The 21,531-nt window shown below is 62.7% G+C and carries 20 protein-coding genes; 7 read left to right on the top strand and 13 right to left on the bottom strand.

Going from position 1 to position 21,531, the window contains the following annotated elements:
- Positions 1–349 precede the first annotated feature (349 nt).
- From L981_RS33165 to L981_RS01480, 3 genes are all read left to right on the top strand, one after another.
- The gene (locus L981_RS33165) at positions 350–763 is read left to right on the top strand and encodes a hypothetical protein (RefSeq protein WP_052201526.1); all 414 of its coding nucleotides are present in this window, start codon (positions 350–352) and stop codon (positions 761–763) included.
- A gap of 66 nt (positions 764–829) precedes the next feature.
- Positions 830–2,077, top strand: coding sequence for a hypothetical protein (locus tag L981_RS01485; protein ID WP_043611087.1), 1,248 nt, complete (start codon positions 830–832; stop codon positions 2,075–2,077).
- A gap of 25 nt (positions 2,078–2,102) precedes the next feature.
- A complete protein-coding gene (locus L981_RS01480) occupies positions 2,103–3,185 on the top strand; it encodes an SGNH/GDSL hydrolase family protein (protein WP_082005849.1) in 1,083 nt (360 codons plus the stop codon).
- A 43-nt stretch (positions 3,186–3,228) separates the two neighbouring features.
- Here L981_RS01480 and L981_RS01475 read toward each other — a convergent pair whose 3' ends face one another.
- From L981_RS01475 to L981_RS33160, 3 genes are all read right to left on the bottom strand, one after another.
- Positions 3,229–6,213: an autotransporter domain-containing protein gene (locus tag L981_RS01475; protein WP_043611084.1), complete on the bottom strand. Its 2,985-nt coding sequence runs from the start codon at positions 6,211–6,213 to the stop codon at positions 3,229–3,231.
- A 175-nt stretch (positions 6,214–6,388) separates the two neighbouring features.
- Positions 6,389–7,783, bottom strand: a complete 1,395-nt coding sequence (locus L981_RS01470) for an FAD-binding oxidoreductase (RefSeq protein ID WP_043611082.1) — start codon at positions 7,781–7,783, stop codon at positions 6,389–6,391.
- Between the two features lie 14 nt (positions 7,784–7,797).
- Positions 7,798–8,175, bottom strand: coding sequence for a cupin domain-containing protein (locus L981_RS33160; protein WP_052201525.1), 378 nt, complete (start codon positions 8,173–8,175; stop codon positions 7,798–7,800).
- A 385-nt stretch (positions 8,176–8,560) separates the two neighbouring features.
- On the opposite strand from L981_RS33160, the gene L981_RS01460 reads away from it, so the two are divergent.
- A complete protein-coding gene (locus tag L981_RS01460) occupies positions 8,561–9,445 on the top strand; it encodes a LuxR C-terminal-related transcriptional regulator (protein WP_052201524.1) in 885 nt (294 codons plus the stop codon).
- A gap of 52 nt (positions 9,446–9,497) precedes the next feature.
- Here L981_RS01460 and L981_RS01455 read toward each other — a convergent pair whose 3' ends face one another.
- From L981_RS01455 to L981_RS01440, 4 genes are read right to left on the bottom strand one after another with little or no spacing between them, the layout of a single operon-like run.
- Complete coding sequence (locus tag L981_RS01455; protein WP_043611081.1) at positions 9,498–10,295, bottom strand: ABC transporter permease; 798 nt, start codon at positions 10,293–10,295, stop codon at positions 9,498–9,500.
- Positions 10,296–10,305: 10 nt separating this feature from the next.
- Positions 10,306–11,208, bottom strand: a complete 903-nt coding sequence (locus L981_RS01450) for an ABC transporter permease subunit (RefSeq protein WP_052201523.1) — start codon at positions 11,206–11,208, stop codon at positions 10,306–10,308.
- A gap of 9 nt (positions 11,209–11,217) precedes the next feature.
- The gene (locus tag L981_RS01445) at positions 11,218–12,285 is read right to left on the bottom strand and encodes an ABC transporter ATP-binding protein (protein WP_245281552.1); all 1,068 of its coding nucleotides are present in this window, start codon (positions 12,283–12,285) and stop codon (positions 11,218–11,220) included.
- Positions 12,286–12,314: 29 nt separating this feature from the next.
- On the bottom strand, positions 12,315–13,421 hold the full coding sequence (locus tag L981_RS01440) for an extracellular solute-binding protein (protein ID WP_043611077.1): 1,107 nt from the start codon (positions 13,419–13,421) through the stop codon (positions 12,315–12,317).
- A 239-nt stretch (positions 13,422–13,660) separates the two neighbouring features.
- Between L981_RS01440 and speB the strand changes: the two genes are divergently transcribed.
- Complete coding sequence (gene speB / locus L981_RS01435; RefSeq protein WP_043611074.1) at positions 13,661–14,614, top strand: agmatinase; 954 nt, start codon at positions 13,661–13,663, stop codon at positions 14,612–14,614.
- Positions 14,615–14,653: 39 nt separating this feature from the next.
- Here the strand turns inward: speB and L981_RS01430 are convergent, their stop codons facing one another.
- The 6 genes from L981_RS01430 to L981_RS01405 form a co-directional block, all read right to left on the bottom strand.
- A complete protein-coding gene (locus tag L981_RS01430) occupies positions 14,654–16,213 on the bottom strand; it encodes a polyamine aminopropyltransferase (RefSeq protein ID WP_043611072.1) in 1,560 nt (519 codons plus the stop codon).
- A complete protein-coding gene (locus tag L981_RS01425) occupies positions 16,210–16,446 on the bottom strand; it encodes a hypothetical protein (protein ID WP_043611070.1) in 237 nt (78 codons plus the stop codon). The genes L981_RS01430 and L981_RS01425 overlap by 4 nt, the downstream gene beginning before the upstream one ends.
- Entirely contained in the window at positions 16,443–17,105 is a 663-nt protein-coding gene (locus tag L981_RS01420) for a hypothetical protein (RefSeq protein WP_043611068.1), read from the bottom strand. The genes L981_RS01425 and L981_RS01420 overlap by 4 nt, the downstream gene beginning before the upstream one ends.
- Before the next feature lie 12 nt (positions 17,106–17,117).
- A complete protein-coding gene (locus L981_RS01415) occupies positions 17,118–17,969 on the bottom strand; it encodes a DUF350 domain-containing protein (RefSeq protein ID WP_043611066.1) in 852 nt (283 codons plus the stop codon).
- Positions 17,970–18,035: 66 nt separating this feature from the next.
- On the bottom strand, positions 18,036–18,431 hold the full coding sequence (gene speD / locus L981_RS01410; RefSeq protein ID WP_052201522.1) for an adenosylmethionine decarboxylase: 396 nt from the start codon (positions 18,429–18,431) through the stop codon (positions 18,036–18,038).
- Positions 18,432–18,476: 45 nt separating this feature from the next.
- Positions 18,477–19,454 carry a DUF808 domain-containing protein gene (locus tag L981_RS01405; protein ID WP_043611065.1) on the bottom strand — a complete coding sequence of 326 codons (978 nt, stop codon included), beginning with the start codon at positions 19,452–19,454 and terminating at the stop codon, positions 18,477–18,479.
- 264 nt (positions 19,455–19,718) lie between these two features.
- Between L981_RS01405 and L981_RS01400 the strand changes: the two genes are divergently transcribed.
- On the top strand, positions 19,719–20,321 hold the full coding sequence (locus L981_RS01400; protein ID WP_043611063.1) for a TetR family transcriptional regulator: 603 nt from the start codon (positions 19,719–19,721) through the stop codon (positions 20,319–20,321).
- Positions 20,322–20,377: 56 nt separating this feature from the next.
- Positions 20,378–21,529, top strand: a complete 1,152-nt coding sequence (locus L981_RS01395) for an efflux RND transporter periplasmic adaptor subunit (RefSeq protein WP_043611061.1) — start codon at positions 20,378–20,380, stop codon at positions 21,527–21,529.
- Positions 21,530–21,531: the final 2 nt, after the last annotated feature.

Raw genomic sequence — 21,531 nt, 5'->3', positions numbered from 1 at the left:
GCTGACCCTCCTCCTTCAAAAACGATCGAACCACGGCGACGACACATCGCGATCGGCGTTTTTTGCCGCAAGCGAACTGTAAGAAACAGGGCCGGAGTATATCCATCTGGATATATTCAGAACGAAAATCCTGGGATAGAGTTCGGAATTGTAAGGCGTCTCCGGCAGCGAAGTGAAACCTCCGAAGCTAATGTCGCTATATAACGAATAGATTCATGTTCTCGTATTCTGAAAATATTGACGGTGTTCTTCTCTGTTCCGGAGAGCCACTATGCATGTTCAAAGTGTTATTGAAATAGCTGAAACAGACGGTCGGCTTCCGGTCGAGATAATCATAAAGGGTTATCGTTTGAGCCAGAAGCGGCTTACCGTCTTCGTTTTAAACGAGGTGACGCCGGCCGCGGTCAACCGGATCCTGGATCCCGTGGTACCGACGTTGCCTCTTTTCATTCCCGGCGTGCTTTACGTCAAGATTTCGGATGATGTTCGCGTGCGGGAAGCGGTCGAGACGGCGGATGTCGTCTATGCCGCGACCAGCCTGTTTCGCGACCAGTTGACGGGGTACGGGACTTTGCCCGGATTGCTTCGACCGATCGAGCTGCTGCGGCCGGATGCATCCAAGCGCATCCGGCTCGCAAAATCGGGCGAACACGCAAGCTCCGGCGAACCGAAGCGTCCCTCCGTCGCAAAGACGGCGAGGCGTACGACCACCTATCTCGCCAGCCTGGCAAGGTCCTATTGGCGCGAGGCCGGAAGCGCCTGAAGCGGGCGATGCGGCAACCATCCGAAATGTTTCAACACAGATCGCACAATCAAGGTGTCAGCTGACATGTCCCGAAAAGCCGAACGTCAGGATGCGCTCAACAACAACAATCCGACGGCGACGCCTGCGGATTTCATCGATCAGAACAAGCCCTCATCGGGCGGCACCCTGAAGCGCATGCGCCGTTCGCGCAATTTCGGCGGCATCATGGATGGGCTGATCATTCTCGTTTCGGGCCTTGTCGCCATCCTGCTGTGCGAGATGCTGCTGCGTATGGTGCCGAGCCTGCAGCTTCCGGTCGGCGAGGGCGAATATGTCTATTGCGGCGTGCCACGGGCGCGACATCAGTCGCATGCGCTCTATGGCTATACCGAAATACCGGGCAACAGCTATTTCGAGCGCTTCAGCCCGCTCGACCCCTGGAACCGCGTCCAGATCAACAGCGACGGTTTCCGCGACAATGCGACGGGAACGGGGTCTCCGGTGTTCGTGCTTGGGGATTCCATGGTGCGCGGCTCGCTCGTCAAGGAAAGCGAAACCTTCAGCTCGCTGCTGAACGCATGGCACCCGCAGCTGCTTCTCAAGAACTACGGCACCGGCGGCTACGGCCAGCCGAACGAGATCCGGGTGTACGAGGACAAGGGCCACAGCATCCCTCATAAACTCGTCGTCGTCGGCCTCTCGCTCAGCACCGACCTCGAGGACAATGCCGAGCGCGCGGTGCTGACGCCGTCGTCCGTCGACATCACCGTCGAGCCGGCCGGCAGCGGAACGAAGAAGCCCAGCCTCGCTTTGCAGGCGCATCTGTACCTGTGGCAGAACAGCAAGCTCTACAACTGGTTCTATTCAACGCTGCTCAGACCCTATGTCGGCGACCGGGCGTCTCGCCGCGACATCGGCCAAGCGATCGAGCTGACGCGGCGCCTGTTCGTCCGGCTTGCCGACGACGCCCGCGCCAACGGCGCCGAGCTGCTCGTCGTCATCCTGCCGGGTTGGGCGGAACTGGCTGGCCGCGACGACGGCCTGCAGCCGGAAAAACAACGTGAAATGATCAAGGCGTTCGCCGCTGCGACGCCCGGCGTGTACGTGGTCGATCCGACCGAAAAGCTCTCTGCCAACGATCCGATGAAAACCTACGGCATCGGCGACAAGCACCTTTCTCCGCTCGGACATTTCCTTGTCGCGGAAGCGATCGACCAGTGGCTGGTCAATGATTGGAGCGGCGGCAAGGGCCTGACGGTCGGCGAGCACCCCTTCGTAAAAACCGCTCCTGTGGAGCCTGATTGCCTGAAGTTTTCTCAGGTCGGACAGTAATCGGCGGACCTGAAAGGAAGATCCGATGAATTCCAATGCAACACGTGTCGTTCAAATGGAACAAAACAGCGTCCGGAAGTCCTCCATTCTCAAACGTGCCCTGCTTGCTGTTCTCGCGACGGCTTTCAGCTTGGCGCTCTGCGGTCTCATGATCGAAGGCATGGCGCGCACCGTCTTTGACAACGGCATGGATTTCGACCTCGAGATGTGGAAATACGCCCGCGACCTGAAACGGGTCAGCGCCGAGCCGGCGATCGGCCACGAGCACATTCCCAATTCGAGCGGCGTGTTCATGGGTGTGCCGGTCAGCATCAACTCCGTCGGTCTGCGCAACCGCGAAATCGGCCCGGTGACCGCCGGGACGACACGCGTGATGATGCTCGGGGATTCGCTGACCTTCGGTTGGGGCGTCAAAGAGGAAGACACGCCGTCCAGGCTGCTGGAAACGGTCCTCAACGGCGGCAGCCAGGGGGCGCCGAAATACGAGGTGATCAACACCGGTGTCGGCAACTACAACACCCAGATGGAAGTTGCCTACTTCATGACCAAGGGCATCGAGCTCAAGCCGGATGTGGTCGTGCTCAACTATTTCATCAACGATGCCGAGCCGACGCCGCGTCGTCACCAGGTCGGCTGGGGCGAATATTCGCAGGCCTATGTCGTGCTCGCCTCGGCGGTCGACAAGATCTCGCGCATCTTCCTCGGCCGGGCGGACTGGAAGGCCTATTACCGGGGCCTCTATGAAGCCGACCAGCCCGGCTGGACCGAAGGGCAGGATGCGATGCGGCGGCTGATCAGCTTCTGCCGCGAGCACGGCATCAAGCTCGTGATCGTCAACTATCCCGAACTGCACGAAGTCAAGCAGTATCCGTTCCCGGAAGTCACCGGCGCGGTCGAAAAGATCGCCGAAAGCGAGAAGGTTCCCTTCCTCGATCTTCGCCCGTCGGTCGAGGATCTCGTTCCCGAAACGCTGTGGGTGTCGCCGTCGGATGCACACCCGAACCGGATCGCCAACGAGCGCTTCGCCGCTGCGATCGCCGGAACGCTGGAACGCTCCTACCCGGACCTCTTTGCTGGAGCCGGGTCGGTCGCCAAGGTCCAGCCGTGAAGCGGCCGCGATCGGTCGTTGCCGGCCTTGGTAGACATGCGATTTAGAAATCGACGATCAGGTTTGCGCGGCCGGCGCTCGACCGCGCGCCGTCGCCGAATTCGCCGAGATAGGTGATTGCCAACCGGGCTGATTGGGAGAGCCGGGCGGAAATGCCCGCTTCCACCACCAGCGCATCGCGCGCGATGGGAACGCCCGCGATGGTAAACGGGCTGCCACCGGCAAAGGCGAGGCGTGCGGACGGTGAAAGGTCGCCTTCCGCATGGCGCCATCCGAGCATGCCGGAGGCGGAAACTGGCATCTGGTCTACCGGCAGAACCGCCCACCAGCGCAGGCCGATGGTCGTGAGCATGGCGTCGTCCGTGGCGCCCTCTGCCGATAGCGCTGCCGAACCACCGTTTTCCTGGAACGCATCCGTATCCAGATAGACATAGGCCAGGTTTGCGAACGGCTGCAGCCTGATGTCGTCCGCACTCAGCGTGAAGGAAAGGTCGGCGAAAACCTGTGCAACGGTGTTGTCGTAGTCGGCGGTCAGGTGATCGGCGAACGAGCCGAAGGCGAGGTCGCGCTTGGACGAGACTTCGTTGTGGCTATAGATCGCGCCGCCTGCAAGGTTCAGCGCCCCGATGTTCCCATATCCGTAGAGGCCGGCATGGTAGGCGTCGACGCGCGCCTGTGGTTGAACGGTGAGATGGCTATAGCCGAGGATCCCGCCGAGGCGCCAATCGTCGGAAACCGCCATATCGGCGCCGACGAGAACACCTGCCGTACGGCTATCGATAGCGGCGGCGTTGCCGTCACCGGACAAATGGCCCGTGCCTGCAAAACCCGACGTCCAGAAGATGGCGTCCTCGGTTTCCTGAAGGGTCGAGACGGCGGAGCTCGCGCGCTCCAGAATGGCGTCCCGCGGAAAGCGGCTGTCCCACATCAGCGCGCTCTTGACCGAGGCGTGGACCTCTCCGCTCAGCTGGGAAAAGGCGCTTGCGGCCGTTGCATCGTCCAGCGAGAGCACGGCCAGCGTGAGCGGGTTCGTGACGCCCAACGCTTCGACGGCGCTTGCCGTTGCGCGCCCGTTGGCGGTTTCTGCAAGGTCGGCGAAGGCAACGTCGTTGCGGTCGAGCGTCAGATCGATGCCGGTGGCGCCATAGGTCAGCGTCGGCGACAGGAAGGCAAGATTACTGGTCACCGCGTCGAATCGGCCGCTGACCGTGCCGGCGGAAACGATGGTGTAACTCGTCGACGGGTCATAGACGCCGCTGCCTGCGAGGACCGCGAGCCTGCCGCCCTCAAGCGAAAGCGCGCCTGAAACGGCCAGGCGGTCGGATTGCCCCGCCGCATCCACATCCACCTGATAGATCGAGCCCGAACGGAACGTCAGGTCGCCGTTGACGGTGGCAACCGCGATGCCCGGGCCTGGCGAGACCACGCCGCCGGCATTGACCGTGAGGCCGCCGACGATGCCGCTGCCGGACAAGAGACCGCCGTCGAAGATTTGGACCGTCCCGGCGATGGTGCCCTGATTGACGAGCGTGCCACCGGTGATGCTTGCCGCGCCGCTGATGGTGCCGGTGTTTTGGAACAGGCCGCCGCTGTTTGCGAGCGAGGCAATGGTTCCGTCATTCGACCCGGTGCCGGCGTTGGAGACGACCCCGGCTGTCGCGCCGCTGTTGTTGGTGAACGTGCCGTTGGCGCCGATCTCGACGTCTGCGAGCGCTGCATTGTTGACGACGCTGCCGCCGGCAACGGTTGTCTTTCCGGTCACCGTGCCGTTGCCGTTGTTGGTGAAGGATCCGCCATCGTTGCGCACGGACGCGATGGTGCCCGCATTCGACAGGGTGCCGGCGTTGGTAACGTTGCCGGCGACGGCGCCGCTATTGTTGACGAAGGCGGCGGCGGCCGCGACGTCGGCGTCGGTGACGACGAAATTGTTCGTCACCGTGCCGCCTGCAACCGTGGTCTTCCCGGTGATGGTGCCGCCGGCATTGTTGGCGAAGTTTCCGGCCGTGTTGGTCAGTCCGGCGATCGTGCCGGCATTCGACGCGGACCCGCTGTTGGTGACGGCTCCGGCGTTCGCCCCCGAGGTATTTGTGAAGGTGCCGTTCGCACCGACGGTCACCGTACCGAGTGTCGCATTGTTGGTAACGGCGCCGCCAGAGACCGTCGTCTCGCCGGTTACTTTGCCGCCGAAATTGTTGGTGAAGCTTCCGGCGTCGTTGCGCACCGACGCGATGGTGCCGGCGTTCGAGACCGTGCCGGCGTTGGTAATCGCGCCCGCCGTTGCGCCATTGTTGTTGACGAAGGCTGCGGCGGCCGCAACATCCGCATCGGTGACGACGAAGTTGTTGGTGACGGTTCCGCCCGACACCGTCGTTTTCCCGGTGATGCTGCCGCCGGTGTTGTTGGTGAAATTCCCTTGGGTGTTGGTGAGCGAGCCCATGGTTCCGGCGTTGGAGGCGGTACCGGCATTCACCGTCGCCCCGGCGACGGCGCCGGTGTTGTTCACGAAAGTACCCCCGGCCGAGACGTTGACGTCACCGACCTGGCCGTTGTTGGAGAGCGACGTGGCGCTGCCGACGCTGGCGCTGTCCAGGGTTCCGTTCACCGACACGTTGCCGTTGTTCAGCGTCAGTCGTCCGTTGAGGTCCCCGTCGATCGACAGGCTGCCGCCGTTCAGTTCGACATCGGAGGTGAGTGCGCCGCCTGCGTTGATGCTGACGCTTCCCGAATTGATCGTGCTGCCGTTCTTGACGGTCAGCGCGCCGGTATTGGAGATGGTGACATTGCCGCCGTCGACGCCGAGCTGGCGGATCGTGCGGCTGTCGTTGACCTGCGGAGAACCGGTGTTGACCTCCGCTGCGTCGTTTGCACCGGGCAGCGCCGGCGCCCAGTTCGCACCGTTGCCGAATTCATTGTCGGCTCCCCCGGTCCAAACGGACTGGGCAAGCGCAGGCATCGAGAGGGCAAGGGAAGCTAGTGCCGTGAAAAGGCCGAGGCGTTTGGAAAGAACCGCGAGCGGTGTTTGTCGCATGGGTGCCGCCGGTGCTACGAACGCTCGCGAATCAGCCAGCGGAATGGGTAGCTTTGGCTATCTAATCATGGTTAACGATTTACTACCACCTTTGCGCCCGGGCCGGATGCGACGCCGCCGCGGAGCCGAAGGTTTCGGCTCCGCTTGCCCGCCGAAAGCGCCGGAAAACACATGCTCAACTGAGCGGGAAGCCCATGGCCGAGACCATTTTCAGCCACGGCCTGCGCCAGCCGCCGGACTTGTCGGCGGTGTCGAGCGCATACATGGTGATCTGTGCGCCGAGCCAGCGGAACGGCTCGGGCGGGATCGTATTAGGAAGGCTGGTGGCGAAATCCAGCCGGCTCTCCGGGGTCTTCGAGCCGTCGAGAATGTCGAGCGCGATGCGTGCGCCGAAACGCGAGGCCGAAACGCCGAAGCCGGAATAGCCGCCGGCGTAGACGACCTTTTCGTCATGGTAGCGCTGGAAATGCACGGCCATGCGGGTGCTGAGATCGATCGGACCGCTCCAGGCATGGGTGAAGCGCAGGCCTTCGAGCTGCGGGAAGGTATCGAAGAACGCTGCAGCCAGCGGCTCATAGGTATCGAGTTCCCGGTCGACCGATGGAAACGGATCGCCGGCAAAGGCATAGGCGAGGCGCCCGCCGAAGATGATGCGGTTGTCTTTGGTGAGCCGCATGTAGTTCATCTGGGTGCGCGTGTCGTAGACGCCCTGGCGATGGCTCCAGCCGACGGATGCCATCTGGTCTGCCGACAGGGGATCCGTCGCAAGCACCCGGTCGCGCACGGCGACGACCCTGTTTTTGATCTTCCTGTGGCCCGAGGCAAAGGCATTGGTGGCGAGCAGCACTTTCGGCGCGGTTACGCTGCCCGAAGGCGTGTGCGCCTTCATCCGGTCCCCGAGGTCTTCGAGACCGGTCAGTTCGGTGTTTTCGAACATCCGGACACCGAGCGTGAGCGCGACCCGCTTCAGCCCGAAGGCGAGCAGGGCAGGGTGGACCGTGCCGCAGATATGCTTCGACCAGACGCCGGCCTTGTAGCGCGGTGAATTGATTTCGGCGCGGACGGCGCTCTGATCGAGGAAGGCCGCCTGATGACCGTATTTGAGGTGAAGTTCGTGCTCCTCGTGCAGCGCCTCGATATGAGCATCGTCGACCGCGACGGTCAACTCCCCGCCCCACTCGGCATGACAGTCGATCGCATGCTCCTCAAGCGTCGCAAGGAAGCCGTGCATGTTCTCCTGGCCGAGCTTCTCGAGCGCCGCGATGTCCTTCGGGAAAATGCGCACGGCGTTCGAAAGCCCGTGCATGACGGAGGTAGAAACCACGCCGCCCGGCCGGCCCGAAGCGCCGTTGGCGACCGAGCCTTTCTCGATCAGCACAACCTCGATCTCGGGCTGGCGCTGCTTTGCCTGGATGGCGCCCCACAATCCGGTAAAACCGCCGCCGACGACGAGCAGGTCGGCTTTCAGATGTCGCGACAGGCGCTCTCGCGGCTCAGGCGCATCTGGCCGGTCGAGCCAGAAGGGCGTCATCGTCACATCTGCAAGAGCTTTGCTTCTCACCTTGGTCATGGGGACGCCTCACATCACTTCGCTGCAGGGGCGGTGTAGAGGACGTAGACCTTGCGCATCGTTTCGATCACCTCGAAACGAACCTCGACGCCGGCCGGCAGGATGTAGCTTTCGCCGGCTGAAAAGGTCTCGACCGATCCGTCCGGGTTGGTGATCGCAACCTTGCCCGAGAGGATGACGCTGTATTCGTTGCCATCGGGATAGGAGAGCATTTCTGCGTAGGGCGTCGACTGCCATGTGCCGATGACGACGGCCTTGTCGGGGCTTTCGAAATGCACGTCGCCGAGTTCGTCCGCAAAGCCCGAGAGGATCGCCTCCGGCGGCACGACGCTGCATTTTTCGAGCGCGTTGAGGCCGACACCATCGCGCCCGAGTTTGATGACCTTCGACATGTTCACTCCAGTTCAGAAAGACGAGCGCCAAGTCGATCGGCCACGCGCCAGGGTTTCGTTGCTTCATTCTTCTGCGGAACGACCAGATGGCCGAGAGCAATATGCCGTCTCGGCAGTCCCGTGCCGCCTTGCTGGCCGCGGATCTACTGTGCGGCTTGCATCATTTTTCTAGGCGCCGGGATCGCAGCTCGGAATACGCCAAAGGGCTAGGTTCGGGCCTCGGCACGCTGTCTGTCCCGCGCCGCAAGGCCCCGCACCGCCGGGTGTCCGCCACTTAGGACGTTGTTTTGGTTCGCTAAAAGATAGTTTTGGAAATCCCGTAGTGAAAATCCGTTACTTGCGACCGACCGAACCTTCACCTAGTCTGTGCTTAGAGGAGAACAACATGAACGATAATACGATCATCAAAGTCTGCGCGCCGACGCAGCGGGTGTCTGGCGTGGGCGATCTGGCGCTGTCGCTGATGGAGGGGGTGGGCCGCTCGGATTTCCAGGACCGGCTGACACATTCGCTCAAGCGGCACATCGCGATCGATGCCGGCCTGATGCTCCTCTATCGACGCGACGCCGCCCCGAAGATCCTTTACAACGACTGGCGCACGGACAGGGGGCTGTCGGATATCCGTGCCTATCTGCAGGGGCCGTACCGGATGGACCCGTTCTACCGGCTGGCGCTCGACAACGGCGATGACGGGCTTTACCGCCTGCGGCAGATCGATCCGTCCTTCGACCGGTCGCAGTATTATCGCGACTACTACCGGCATTCGGGCCTGCACGACGAATTCAACGTCTTCATCGGTATCGATGCCGACACGAAGATCGCAATCTCTCTGGCGCGGCGCCATGCGCATGCGGCTTTCAGTGGCGAAGACCAGGATTTCCTGCAGAGTGCCGCCCCGCTCATCAGCATGGCCGTGCTTCGGCACTATCGCGATCTGAGGCCCGAAAGTCTGGGCGACGACGGCTCGCCGCTGCAAAGCGCGCTGGCGCAGGCGGTCAGGAACTTTGGTCGCAGCCTGCTGACCGACCGCGAGTGCCAGGTGGCGCAGATGATCCTTCGCGGCTACTCGGTCAAGGGGGCCGCCGAAAAGCTCGGCATCTCGCCGGCAACCGTCAAGCTGCATCGCCGCAACCTCTACGCCAAGCTCGACATCACGTCGCAGACGGCGCTGTTCTCGCTGTTCATCGACGCCGTGTCTTCGGCGAGCAACGCGTTTGAGGATCCGCTGGCCACCTATCTTTCGCCGGGTGTCGCGCTGAGGCCGCACTGACCCGCGCTTTGCGTCGGCAATTCCGGAGAAGACCCTCTTCCCCGGAGATACCTCAAGTAGCGGCGCTTACCCGTTGTTCGGAGCGCCGCGAGACGAGTTGGGCTGCCACCAATCCCAGCACGACTATGCCGAGGATGATCGTCGAGATCGCGTTGATCTCCGGCGTCACGCCGAACTTGATCTGCGAATAGATCTTCATCGGCAGGGTCGAGGCGCCCGGCCCGGTGGTGAAGCTCGAGATCACCAGGTCGTCCAGCGACAGGGTGAAGGACAAAAGCCAGGCGGAGACGAGCGCCGGGATCATGTTCGGTAAGGCGACGCTGACGAAGGCTTTCGCCGGTGGGCAACCGAGGTCACGGGCGGCCTCTTCGAGCGACGGGTCGAGTTCGACCAGCCGCGATTGCAAGACGACGGTCGCAAAGCAGAGCGTGAAGGTCGTATGCGCCAGCGTGATCGTCAGCGGCCCGCGGTCGATCCCGAGCGTCACGAACATCAGAAGCATCGAGACGGCCATCACCACCTCGGGCATCACCATCGGCGCAAGCAGCATGCCGTTGAGGAGTGCCCGCCCACGGAAGCGACGCAGCCGCACCATGACGACGGCGGCAAGCGTGCCGAGAAGGGTGGCGGCGGTGGCAGAGATCGCGGCGACCAGGAAGCTGACCTTTGCGCCCTCGATGATCGAGGGATTGTTGAGAACGGTCGCATACCATTGGGTGGAGAAACCGCCCCAGACCGTTACGAGCTTCGAACCGTTGAAGCTGTAGACGACAAGAACGACGATCGGCAGATACAGGAAGGCGAGGCCGAACAGGATCGACAGCCGATTGAACCAGCTTGGTTTGGTCATCGCTTGCTCCTCAGCCTTGTTCGCGCGATTGGCGCGATTGGAAATAGACGATCGGCACGACCAGAAGGGCGAGCAGCACGATCGTCACGGCAGCCGCCATCGGCCAGTCGCGGTTGTTGAAGAATTCCAGCCAGATGGCGCGGCCGATCATCTGCGTGTCGGCCCCGCCGAGCAAATCCGGGATCACGAATTCGCCGACGACGGGGATGAAGACCAAGGCGCAGCCGGCGAGCACGCCGGGCAGGCTCAAGGGGAAGGTGACCCGCCAGAAGGCGGAAATGCGTGAGCAGCCGAGATCGCGCGCCGCCTCGATCAGGGTGCGGTCGGCGCTGCTCAAGGTCGAATAGATCGGCAGCACCATGAAGGGCAGGTAGGTGTAGACGATGCCGATATAGATCGCCGTCTCGGTGTTGAGGATGCGCAGCGGCTCGCTGATGAGGCCGATCTTCAACAACAGCATGTTCAACAGGCCGTCGTTCCTGAGGATGCTCATCCAGGAATAGACGCGGATCAGCATCGAGCTCCAGAACGGCACGATCACCAGGAAAACCAGCAGCGATCTGGAGGAGGGCGAGCAGGAGGCGATGCCATAGGCGAGCGGATAAGCGATGAACAGCATGGCGGCAGTCGAAATCGCCGCGATCTTCAGGCTCGTTAGATAGGCGAGCAGATAGGTGTCGTCGGTGAGAACGTAGAGGAAGTTCTCGAAGTTGAGCCTGAGATTGAGGATCGATCCGTCCCAGGCGGTCAGCGGCTCGAAGGGCGGCATGCCGAGCCGCACGGTCGAGAGGCTGATGCCGGCGACCAGTGCGAAGGGTGCCAGGAACAACACGAGAAGCCAGGCATAGGGAATGGCGATCAGCAGGCGTTTGCCCCAGTTCGCTTTTGCGGGCGATGCCGAAACGGAAGTCATGGTGCTCTCCTATTCGGCCAGCAGCCGGCTTGCCTGCGGCGGCCAGCTTGCAAACACCTGATCGCCGACCGCGAGATCGCTCTCAGTGCCAAGGTTGACCCGACGCGCGTCGAGTGTCGCGCCTGACTTCAGCCGCACGCGATAGTGCCGCTCGACGCCCGTGTAGGTGAGCTGCTCCACGGTGCCTTCAAGGCCGCTGCCCGAAGTCGCAAGTTCCACCCGTTCGGGTCGGACCGAAACCCAGAACGGCCGGTCGAGCGCCACCCGGTCGGTGAAGGCGGCGCGGACGCCGCCGCCGGCCTCATCGCTGTCGATCCGCAGTTCATCGCCGCTCCGCTCCGTGCGTCCACCGGCAAAGACATTGGTTTCGCCAAGGAACTTCGCGACGTAGCGCGACCGCGGCGCCTCATAGACTTCAGAAGGTGAACCGACCTGTAGCACCTGTCCCTGCTTCATGATGGCGATGCGGGTGGAGACGGTCATCGCCTCGTGCTGGTCGTGGGTGACGATGATGAAGGTGAGACCGAGCTCGCGCTGCAGGCGGACGAGTTCGAGCTGGGTTTCCGTGCGCAGGTTCTTGTCGAGCGCGCCCAAGGGTTCGTCGAGCAGCAGCACCTTCGGCCGCTTGACCAGCGCGCGGGCGAGCGCCACGCGCTGCCGCTGGCCGCCGGAAAGCTGCGCCGGCTTGCGATCGAGAAGTGCGGTCAGTTGCAGCTTTTCCGCCACCTCGTCGATCCGCTTCCGGATCTCGCTCTTGTCGAGCCCGTCCTGTTGCAATCCGAATGCGATGTTCTTGCCGACGGTCAGATGCGGAAACAGCGCATAGGACTGGAACATCATGTTGGTTGGGCGCTTGTGCGCCGGCACGTCGGTGACATCGGCCCCTTCCAGCCTGATCGCGCCGGAGGTCGGCGTCTCGAAGCCGGCGATCATCCTGAGGAGCGTCGATTTTCCGCAGCCCGAGGGCCCGAGGAGGGAGAAGAATTCGCCCTTCTCGATGCCCAAGTTGATGTTGTTGACGGCCGTGACGACGCCATAGGACTTCGCCAGGTTCTCGATCGAAATATAGGATGGCACGGGATCTGGTCCTGCTGTTGACGGTTCGCCTATTGGCCGGCCCGGAATGCGGACCAGACGCGGGTGCGCTCGCGCGTCTGGCGCGGTGGCAGCGACTTGTCGACGAAGAGCTTGGAGCGGACTTCGGCAGGCGGATAGATGTTCGGGTTGTCGCGGATGCCGGCGTCGACCTCTGCCGTCGCCGCCGCATTGGCGTTGGCGTAGAAGACATGGTTGCTGATCGCGGCGACCGTTTTCGGCTCAAGAATGTAGTCGATGAAGGCGAGCGCCTGTTGCGGATCCGGCGCGTCGGCCGGGATCGCCATCGTGTCGAAGGAGATGATCGTGCCTTCCTTCGGGATCGAATAGTCGACCGCAACGCCGGTCTCCGCCTCTTCGGCCCGGGCAGCGGCAATGCCGGCGTCGCCACTCCACATCAGCGCCAGGCACAGTTGGCCCGATGCCATGTCGGCGACGAGCTGGCCGCTCTGCATATGGCGGATGTAGGGACGAAGCTTGAGCAAGAGCTCCTTCGCCTTGTCGAGGTCATCCGGTTTGGTCGAATAGGGATCGAGGCCGAGATAGTTGAGCGCGATCGGGATGACCTCGTTCGGGGCGTCGACGATGCCGATGCCGCAGTCCTGGAATTTTGCCGCGACCTCGGGCTTGAAGAACATGTCGAGGCTGTTGGTGGGCGCATCGGGCAGGCGCTCGGCGACGAGCTTGGCGTTATAGGCGACCCCCGTCGTCAGCCACATATAGGGCACGAGGTATTTGTTCTCGGGGTCGTGCTCGGCGACAAGCTTGAGGAGGTCCTTGTCGAGATTGCCGTAGTTCTTGAGCGCCGTGACGTCGATCGGCTTCAGCGCGCCGGACTGGATGAGACGCTCGCCGACCGTGGCGCTCGGGAAGGCGACGTCGAAGCCGCTGCCGCCAGCAAGCAGCCGGGTCTCGAGCACTTCGAGGGAATCGTAAAAGTCGACCCGCGTTTCGACGCCGGTCTTCGCCTGGAAGTTCGAAACGGTGTCTTCGGCGAAGTAGTCGGAGAAATTGTAGATGAACAGCTTGTCCTGCGCGTGGGCCGCCGTTGAGGCCGCAAGGGCGACGAGCGACGCCGCAAACATGGAGCGCAGGGCGGTGCGGGTTAAGTTTTGCATGGTTCCTCCCAAGGACACGGTATTTTTGTTTTCGCCAAAGTGATTGGCGGGTCCTTGGAGGACAACACTCCCTTTGGCTAGGTGCGGGAGAGGTGGCGGCGGCGTAAACGGCAATCGACGCCTGCCTTCGCTGCATCGGGCATGTTTGTTTGACCGCGATCGAAGTAACGTTCGATCGAAGGGCATTTCTCCGGTGCCAATGGCTGCTAGGGTTCCGGCGACAGAAAGGGAGAACTTCCATGGACGAAAAATTCAACCAGCCGCTCGGCGGCAACGACATGCCCCGGTTCGGTGGCCCCGGCACGATGATGCGCCTCCCGACGGCGACGTCAGCTGAAGGCCTCGATGCGTGCTTCGTCGGCATCCCCATGGATATCGGCGCGTCCAACCGCTCCGGCACCCGCTACGGACCACGCCAGATCCGCGCGGAATCCGTGATGATCCGCCCCTACAACATGGCGACGGGTGCAGCACCCTTCGAGAGCCTGCAGGTTGCCGATATCGGTGACATCGCCATCAACACCTTCAACCTGCCGGCCAACATGGAGATCATCACCCGCGGCATCGGCGAGATCCTGAAGCACGATTGCATTCCGCTGACGCTCGGCGGCGATCACACGATCAGCTACCCGATCCTGAAGGCGGTCGCCGAAAAGCACGGGCCTGTCGCCCTCATCCATGTCGACGCACATGCGGACATCAACGACACGATGTTCGGCGAAAAGATCGCGCATGGAACGCCGTTCCGCCGCGCCTATGAGGACGGCTGCCTCAATCCCAATCTCGTCTTCCAGATCGGCCTGCGCGGCACCGGCTATGCGTCGGATGATTTCGACTGGTCGCGCGACAAGGGCTTCACGGTCGTCCCGGCCGAGGAATGCTGGCACAAGTCGCTGGTGCCGCTGATCGAAGGTATCCGCGCGAAGATCGGCAACCACAAGACCTACCTGACCTTCGACATCGACAGCCTTGATCCGGCCTATGCGCCGGGCACCGGCACGCCGGAGATCGGCGGCCTGACCATTATCCAGGCGATCGAGATCATCCGCGGCTGCCGCGGCCTCAACCTCGTCGGCGCCGATCTCGTCGAGGTCAGCCCGCCCTTCGACACGACGGGCACGACCGCGATCACCGCGGCGAACCTGCTTTACGAAATGCTCTGCGTGCTGCCGGGCGTGAAGTACAAGCGCTAGCGCCCGTCGCTGGTGGCGATAGCGCTGCTTTCGGCAGCGCTATCGATAGTTCCGCCAGCCTGCGAGGTAATAGTCGAGCAAGGCGGGGCGATCGAGCGTGTTGACCTCGACCCCGTCTGCGATCACGTCCTTCTCGAACAGGAAGTGTTTGGCGAAGTTTGCTTCGTCGAGATAGCGCGTTTCCACCTTGAGTGCCGGTCGCGCCGGATCGAGAGCGGTGTCACTCGCCAGCACGAACCCCCAATCGCCGAACGAGGGAACGTTGGCGTGGTAGGGGTAGAGATTGGCGAAGCCTGCAGCCTCCACAGTTTTGGCAATGCTCGCAAAGGCCCTTGGTGCGAAATAGGGGCTCGTCGCCTGGGTCACGAGCAGCCCACTGGGGACGAGATTGTTGCGGACCAATCGGTAGAATTGTTTGCTGTAGAGCCTGGCGAGCCCGCTGTTGTTGGGGTCCGGCAGGTCGGCGATGATGAAATCGAAGGGCGCGCGATTTTCCTGCAGGAAGCCGAAGGCGTCGCCGAGAACGACCCTGACCTTGTCCGATGCGAGCGCGTCGCCGTTGAGCGCCAGAACATGCGGGTTGCTCCGGGCGAGGTCGATCATCTCCGGGTCGAGATCGACCAGCACGACTTCGCGGACATCGGGATATTTCAAAAGCTCTCTCGCGGCGAGGCCGTCGCCGGCGCCGAGCAGAAGCACACGGCCGGCTGGCCGGGTCGACAGCGAGAGCGGAATGTGGACGAGCGCCTCGTGGTAGCGATATTCGTCGATCGATGAAAACTGAAGATTGCCGTCGAGATAGAGCCGCACGTCGTCCCGATCCTTGGTCAGGACGATGCGCTGGTAGCGCGATTGGTCGCTATGGACGATGCGATCTTCGTAGAGGCTCTGGTCCCAGCGTTCGAGGAAGTAGTGCGAGAGTGCGATTAGCGCGGCGAGCAGCACCGTCAGGACAAGCGTCAGCCGCATGAGCGGGCGCGACCTCTCGCCGATCTCGTCACCAAAGACCCGGAGCACCGCAAAGCCGATGGACATGTTGGCGAAGCCGAAGAGCAGCGACGATTGGTAGACCCCGAAGAACGGCAGCAGGAAGAAGGGGAAGGAGATGGTGGCGATCAGCGCGCCGAAATAATCAAACGAGAGGATGTTGGCGATGTTCACCTTGAGCTGGTTGTAGCGCTCCATCAGCCGGGTGAGGAACGGGATCTCCAGACCGATCAGCACGCCGATGGTGACGGTGAAGATCAGGTAGAAATGGATGAAGAAGCTCGTCCAGGCATAGGCAAAGTAGAGAACCGGAATGCTCACGCCGCCAAGGAAGGCGAGTGCCAGTTCGATCTGGACGAAGCGGACCAGCAGATCCCGCTCGATATACTTCGACAGATAGGTCCCGACCCCCATCGAAGCCATGTAGATGCCGATGGTCAGCGAGAAGAACTTCACGCTGTCGCCGAGGAAATAGGAGGCCGTGGTGGCGATCAACAATTCGTAGATGATCGAGCACAGCCCGGAGATGAAGGCGCAGAAGACGAGCGTGAGCGAGCGCCTGGAGCTGCCTGTCGATCGTTCATCGGGCGCATTGTCCGGGATCTCGGTCACTTACCGCTTTCCGGACCGCCGCCCAGCCGGTTGGTCCCGTCGAGGCTGCCGGCGCGATTGCTTGGCTCGTGGTAGGTTTCAGGGCCGCCCCAGTACCAGCGCGATGAGCCGGAACTAGAACCGCCGTGGCCGGAATAGCCATAGCCGTCGAGCGCGAAATAGAAGAGGGCGATGTAGATCGTGCCCAGGATCGTCGCCGTGACATATACCACGCGTCTGGTCTCGTTCGTCATGAGCGGAACCTCTTTGCCAGCCGAATAATCGTCCGGTTGACGATTTCGTTGACCAGGAGACCGATCGAGAGCGTGAGGACGCCGAAGATCAGGTGTGGGATGCTGCTGCCATAGCTTCGGCTGATAGCCACCCTGATGACGTTCGCGCGGACGGGGCCCTGTGCCTTGACGTTCAGGTAGTATGCGCCCGGCTGCGGAATTGTGAGCTTCATTTCATAGATTTCGTCGGCCTCTTCCCAAGGGCCATCGCTGTCGGCTCCGATTTCATGCCAAAGCTCCTGGCCGAAGGACAGCATGTAGTCCTTTTCGGCATCGAGCAGTTCCACTTCGACGAAAGACCACCTGTTCACCTGGACATCGGCCGTCACTTGAACCCGGAAGACCTGGTTGGCGCGCGTGACCATGAAGGGGCCGATCAGCTCATAATTCTGCGTCGGCACGCGTTCGCCCGCTTCGTCCGCTTCGACCGCCGCCGGCGAACTCGCCGCCATCCTCGCCGGGCCGGTGAAGATCTTTTGCGATTCCCAGCTGAAGACCCAGGCGGTGAACAGGCTCAATAGGCCGAAGCATATGTAAACCGATGCGATCCGGCCGTAATCGAGCCCGGCCGCGATGGTCGGCCCGCTGCCGGTGGTTTGCTTGCGATACGCATCTGCCACGCTTGCGCCCGCCTACAACAGAAATGCGAGAACGGTGGCGAACGCGATGGCGCTGGACGCCTCGAGGATCCCGGCGCCGATGTTGCCATCGTCGCGGATTTCCCGCGCCAGCGACTGGCCAGGGATGATCGACCGGTCGATCGCCACGCGGATGACCGGCAGGAAGATGAAGGCGATCAGGTTCGCGGTCGCGAATTGCAGCAGGTCACTCTTCCAGTCGCTGAAGTTGCCGGCCGAAGCGTTCATCACGATGATCGCGAGCGCGATCGCGTGGCCGCAAAAGGCGATGCCTGCTGCGGAATTCTTGCGCAGCAGTTCGTCGTGGATGTCGTAGGGCGAAAGCTTCTCGTAGACAAAGGCGAAGACGAACAGGGAAACCTGCCCGAGCACGAAGAAAACGACGGCGGACACAACGCCGCCGCCTTCGCCCGATATCGCGCCCGCCGCAATCAGGCCGGTGGCAAAGTAGACGCCGAAATGGACCGCTCCGACGCCCGTGTTCTTCTCGTGGACGAGCTGTTCGGTGTCGCTGAACTTTCGCAGGATCGCCGCATCGACGATCCAGCCGCTGAGGTTCAGCATGACAAGGCCGAGCAATGCATAGCCGCCGACGGAAAGCAGGTCCTGCGTCAGACCGTTTGAGGGGCCGACGAGTGCAGCGCAATAGATGACGGCTGTCGCGAGATAGTAGCCGCTGGTCGCGATCGCGATCGCCTGGTTGTCCTTCGAAGCCAGCTCGTGATCGATGTCATAGGGCCTGAGCATGCCCTTCAGCCATTTCGAAAGCAGGAACAGAACGAGATAGAGAAGGGCGAATGCCGGCGCCCGCGCGACATCGTCGAAAACGAAATTCCTGAAGTCCATGGAAGGCCCGTTAGATCGTAGGCTGTGAAAATGCCGGGAGAGGCTTATGCGGCTTCGCGTCGTCGTTCAAGATGCGATGCAACTCTCGGCTGAAAGAAGTGGCTCGGAACCTCTGGCGACCGCGGTGATCTTGATATCCGTCGGGTTGAAACGTCGCTTGAGCGGCGCGATGGCATCCCTTGGATCGCAGCCGCCGCACACGAAAACGTCGAGCGCGGCGTATCCGGTCTCCGGCCAGGTGTGGATGCTGATATGCGATTCCGCGAGCAAGGCGACGCCCGTCACGCCGCCCTCGCCGCCGAACTCGTGCAAGCGCACGTCGAGCAGGGTCGCGCCGCAGGCATCGGCAGCCTCCCGCAGGGCCTGGTCGATGCCGATGGCGTCATCGAGCCCGGTCGCCCCCCAGAAATCGAGCAGCAGGTGCGTTCCTGCGGGGCGGTAGCCGCTGTTGTCTTTAGCCATGCGTTGGGCCCTTCAGGCGGGGAGAGCGCTATCAAGCCGATGATTTCAGCCGCGCTGATCCCGCACTGGTCGCAGCCGGCTCCAGATCGGCGCGACGACGTTGCCCATGACGACGATGGTCGCGGCGCCGACGACGATGGCGAGCAGGGCCTGCTGCGCCGAGGTTGCGAGCCAGCCGACGAGGCCGGGAGCGACCTGAAGCGCCAGGGCGACGTGCTCGGAGATGTCGTGGATCAAATGTTCCGGACCGGCCTGGCCCATCTGCGCCATTCCGTGCACGAGGATGCTGCCGCCGACCCAGAGCATGGCGGCCGTGCCGATGGCGGCGAGCAGCTTGAGGAAGACCGGCATGCCGAGCACGAGCCCGCGGCCGAGCGGACGCAGGAGCGAGACGGGGTTCTTGGCAAGCGCGACGCCGGCGTCGTCGGCCTTCACGATCAGGGCGACCGCTCCGTAGACGGCAAGCGTGATGAGGATGCCGACGCCGGCCAGAACCGCGCCCTGCATGTAGATGCTGGCGTCGGCAACGGTCGAGAGCGTCAGCGCCATGATCTCGGCGGAGAGAATGAAGTCGGTGCGGATGGCGCCGGCAACCTTCTCGTTTTCAAGTGCTGCCGGATCGCTGGTTGCGCCGAGCACGGTTTCCTCATGCGCATGGGCGGCATGGGGGAAGAGCGCGCCATAAAGCTTCTCGGCGCCCTCGTAGCAGAGATAGATGCCACCGACCATGAGCAGCGGCGTGATCGCCCAGGGGGCGAAGTAGCCGAGCAGAAGGGCACCGGGCAGAAGGAAGAGCAGCTTGTTCTTGAGCGAGCCGTAGGCGATCCGCGCGATGATCGGCAGCTCCCGCTCCGGTGTCAGGCCGACGACATAGCGTGGCGTCACCGCCGCATCGTCGATCACCACGCCCGCGGCCTTGGTGCTGGCCTTCACCGTCTGGGCGGCGACGTCGTCGAGCGAGGCGGCAGCCATCTTGGCGATCGCGGTGATATCGTCGAGGAGGGCGATGAGACCTGTGGCCATTGATGGCTGAACCCTTTGAGAGAAATCCGAAAAAGCGGCGGTTAAGTCGCCAGTAACCACCATAGCGTGTCGAGTCAACGGCAGCCGGGGTTGCATCAATCGCGGTCTCGCATCGCGGAGGCTTCCGGCGGTCCGGCGGCCGCCATTCTGGTCTTCAAACGTGATCGCGTTGCCCGGCCTGTGCCATTGACGCACACCTCGTTTCGATTTACGACTGACGAAATACAAAATTCGTCAGTCGTAAATCGAAAGGCCAGCGATCCGGTGAGCAACGATATCGTCGTCGACCAGACACGGCAGGACAACATCACGCGCATCCTCGATGCGGCGGAGGGCCTGTTCCGGCATTTCGGCTACAGCAAGACCAACGTGGCCGACATCGCCCGCGAGCTCGGCATGTCGCCGGCAAACATCTACCGCTTCTTTGCGTCGAAGGCCGAGATCCACCAGGCGCTTTGCGCGCGGATGCTCGCCGCCAGCTACCAGCAGGCGCAGGAAATCTGCCAATTGCCGCTCACCGCCAGCGAGCGCCTGCGCCGCTACGTCCATGCCCAGCACCGCATGACGGTGGAACTCATGCTCGACGATACCAAGGTGCACGAGATGGTGATCGTTGCCATCGAGCGTGAATGGCACGTCATCGACAAGCATATCGACCGGATCGACGCGCTGCTCGCCGACGTCATCCGCGAAGGGATTGCCGCGGGCGAGTTCCGCGACCAGGACGCCGATGCCGCGTCCCGCTGTTTCGGGGCTGCGACTGTCACGCTCTGTCACCCGCAAATGGTCGCCCAGTGTCTGAGCAAATCGAACCGTGCAAGCCCCGAAGAGCTGGTCGAGTTCGCGATTAACGCATTGAAAGTTTAGCAGAAATATTTACGGCGCGGCTTCTGCCTGCGCCAGCCTGTTTTGGGAGTGCGAACATGTTTAAGCCCTTAGAATTTCGCCGCCGTATTTCATTCTTTGCCACTGCTGCACTCCTTACGACGCTCACGGCGACCCTTGCCGGCTGCTCGCAGGAAAAGACCGAAGCCACTGCGGTCGTGCGCCCGGTCAAGGTCGTCGAGATCGCCGAGGCCGACACGGCCCGCCAGCTCAGCTATTCCGGCTCCGTGCGGGCGCGGACCGAAATGAACCTCGGCTTCCGCGTCAGCGGCAAGATCGTCGAGCGGGTCGTCAATGTCGGCGACCGGGTCAAGGTCGGCGATCTGCTCGCCCGTATCGACGCTACCGACTACGAGCTCGCCGTGCGCAGTGCCTCGGCCAATCTGGAAGCGGCCGAGCGCCAGGTCGAGACGGTCAAGCTGGTGCGCGACCGCGCCGAGCAGCTGCTCGCCCGGAAGTTTGCCTCGCAGGCCCAGTTCGATCAGTCGGTGCTGAGCTACAACCAGGCCGTGGCGACGCGCGACGCCGCGAAGTCGGCGCTGTCGCAGGCGGAAAACCAGGTGACCTATACGAACCTTGTCTCCGACCGGCCGGGCATCGTCACCACGATCAATGCCGATGTCGGCCAGGTCGTCGGCTCGGGCACGCCTGTCGCCACCGTCGCCGTCGAGGGCGAAAAGGAAGTGCAGGTCGCCGTGCCCGAGACGGAGATCGCCAACTTCAAGACCGGTCTTCCGGTGAAGGTCGGGCTCTGGTCCGACACCGACCTGTCGCTGGATGGCACGGTGCGCGAGGTGGCGGGTAGCGCCGACCAGCAGTCGCGGACCTTTTCCGTGCGGGTGAGCCTGCCGAACGATCCGCGGGTGCTGCTCGGCATGACCGCCACCGTCGAGGCTTCGGCCGGCAGCGGCAAGCCTTATGTCTCGGTTCCCTTGAGCGCGCTTGCCCAGAAGGACGGCTACACCATCGTCTGGGTTGTAGATCGCGGTACGGAAACCGTCCGTAGCCGCCCCGTCACGCTTTCCGACTTCACCACCGACGGCGTGCGCGTCACCGACGGCCTTGCGGTCGGCGACCTTGTCGTTGCCGCCGGGACGCAGTTCATGGCCGACGATCTCAAGGTGACGATCTCGAACGCGACAATGCAGCACTCCGCTTCGGCCCAGGCCGAAGTCCCACTCCTGCGCTGACA

Source organism: Ensifer sp. ZNC0028, from assembly GCF_000799055.1.
Classification (GTDB): Bacteria; Pseudomonadota; Alphaproteobacteria; order Rhizobiales; family Rhizobiaceae; genus Ensifer.
The sequence above is the reverse complement of the archived record's forward strand: the minus strand, read 5'-3'. Positions and strand labels throughout refer to the sequence as shown.